This is a genomic window from Phormidesmis sp. 146-33 (assembly GCF_052939515.1).
This window is the reverse complement of the sequence record NZ_JBJPHU010000266.1, coordinates 1-1,807: the sequence shown is the minus strand read 5'-3', so window position 1 is coordinate 1,807 and position 1,807 is coordinate 1. Positions and strand designations below refer to the sequence as shown.

General features: G+C 68.0%; 3 protein-coding genes. 1 reads left to right on the top strand and 2 read right to left on the bottom strand.

What is annotated here, in order from left to right; translation table 11 throughout:
* The first annotated feature begins 149 nt into the window (after nucleotides 1–149).
* Nucleotides 150–914 carry an SDR family NAD(P)-dependent oxidoreductase gene (locus ACJ2PR_RS35815; protein ID WP_446880626.1) on the top strand — a complete coding sequence of 255 codons (765 nt, stop codon included), beginning with the start codon at nucleotides 150–152 and terminating at the stop codon, nucleotides 912–914.
* Here the strand turns inward: ACJ2PR_RS35815 and ACJ2PR_RS35810 are convergent.
* Complete coding sequence (locus ACJ2PR_RS35810; RefSeq protein WP_446880625.1) at nucleotides 911–1,675, bottom strand: SDR family oxidoreductase; 765 nt, start codon at nucleotides 1,673–1,675, stop codon at nucleotides 911–913. The genes ACJ2PR_RS35815 and ACJ2PR_RS35810 overlap by 4 nt on opposite strands.
* Nucleotides 1,675–1,803 carry a fumarylacetoacetate hydrolase family protein gene (locus ACJ2PR_RS35805; RefSeq protein WP_446880627.1) on the bottom strand — a complete coding sequence of 43 codons (129 nt, stop codon included), beginning with the start codon at nucleotides 1,801–1,803 and terminating at the stop codon, nucleotides 1,675–1,677. The genes ACJ2PR_RS35810 and ACJ2PR_RS35805 overlap by 1 nt, the downstream gene beginning before the upstream one ends.
* Nucleotides 1,804–1,807: the final 4 nt, after the last annotated feature.

Below are 1,807 nucleotides of genomic sequence, written 5' to 3'. Positions count from 1 at the left end.
GCGACAGGTTCGTGCGGAACGTGCTTTATGCGATCGGGAACTCGGGCCTGCCAGAGCTTGGCGCCGTGGCGGCGGGGTTGGTGGAGGATGACGATCCTGCGGTTGCGGATGCGGCGCGCTGGGCGGTGGAGCGGCTGAGAGGGGTCTAGATGAACAGGCTGAAGGGCAAGACGGCGATCATTTCGGGCGGGGCGACGGGGATGGGCGCAGCCTCGGCGCGGCTGTTCGCGGCGGAAGGCGCGGCGGTGGGCGTGATCGACCGGAACGTGGCGGCGGGGGAGGCGCTGGTGGCCGAGCTGGTGTCGGCTGGGCATCGGGCGGTGTTCGCGCGGGCCGACGTGTCGTCGAAGGGTGAGGTCGAGGCGGCGGTGGCCAGCGTCAATGCGGCCTTGGGGCCGGTCAACGTGCTGTTCAACCACGCGGGCACCATCGTCATCAAGCCGTTCCTTGAGACGGAGGAGGCGGACTGGGACTTCCTGTTCGATGTGAACGTGAAGTCGATGTACCTGATGACCCGCGCCGTGCTGCCGCAGATGCTGGAGCAGGGGAAGGGGTCAATCGTCTGCACGTCCTCGATTTCAGCAGTTTATGCGACGCCGAACGAGGTTCTGTACGACGCGACCAAGGGGGCCTGCCACATCTTCGCGCGGGCCATTGCGGTGGAGTTCCGGGACCGGGGCATCCGCTGCAATGCGGTCTGTCCGGGGTTTATCCAGACTCCGCATGGCGACCGGGAGGTCGAGGGGCTGATGCAGTTGGGCGTCGATGTGTCGGACGCGGCGATTGCGGCGGCTCAGGGGCGGATGGGGAGACCCGAGGACGTGGCGCGGGCGGCGCTGTATCTGGCGTCGGACGATGCGGAGTTCGTCAACGGCACCCAGCTTTTCGTGGATAACGGGTTCTCGGCGGTCTAGCTGAGCGCGCGGTCAAGGTGGGTGTAGCCGCCGTCGGGGAAGAGCCATTGGCCGGTGGTGTGGGATGACCGCGGCGACAGAAGGAACACCACGGTATCCGCGATCTCGCGCGGGGTGGTCATGCGCTGGCCAAGGGGGATGCGGCGGGTGATCTCCCTCAGCCGTTCCTCGGGGTTGTCGAAGGTTTTCAGCCAGTTGGCGTAAAGGGGCGTCATCACCTCGGCCGGGATGACGGCGTTGACGCGGATGCCGTCCGAAAAGAACGCGGCGGCCCATTCGCGGGTGAGGCCAAGCTGGGCGGCCTTGGCGGCGACATAGGCAGAGGTTCCGCCCTGCCCGGTCAGGGCGGTCTTCGACGACACGTTGACGATGGCGCCCTTCGTTGCGCGCAGGTCGTCGGCGAGGAGGTGGACCAGCGTGTAGTAGTGGACGAGGTTGCGGTCGAGGCTTTGGCGGAAGGCGTCGGGTCCGGCCTCGATCCCCACGGAGTCGTTGGCCCCGGCGTTGTTGACGAGGCCGTCGATGCGCCCGTGTCTGGCGCGGATCTCGGTGACCGCGCGGCGGCACTGGTCGTCGTCGGAGAGGTCGGCGAGGACGACATCCGCCCTTGCGATGCCGCCAAGCCAAGCGGCGTCGGGGGCGCGACGGGTGAGGATCACGGGGATGGCGCCTTCCTCGGCCAGAACCTCGCTGACGGCGGCCCCGATGCCGGAGCCTCCGCCGGTGACGATGACGACCTTGTCGCGGAGACCGAGGTCCATCAGGTTTTCACGACGCGCTGGGTCTGGGAGCCGAGGTTTTCGATCCCCAGCCGCATCACCTCGCCGCCCTTCAGGTAGACCGGGGGTTTCTGGCCAAGGCCGACGCCCGGCGGGGTGCCGGTGGAGATGACG

Bases quoted from the DNA above. Each gene is read 5' to 3' on its own strand.
- ACJ2PR_RS35810 (WP_446880625.1), bottom strand. From the start codon at position 1,675: ATGGACCTCGGTCTCCGCGACAAGGTCGTCATCGTCACCGGCGGAGGC.
- ACJ2PR_RS35815 (WP_446880626.1), top strand. From the start codon at position 150: ATGAACAGGCTGAAGGGCAAGACGGCGATCATTTCGGGCGGGGCGACG.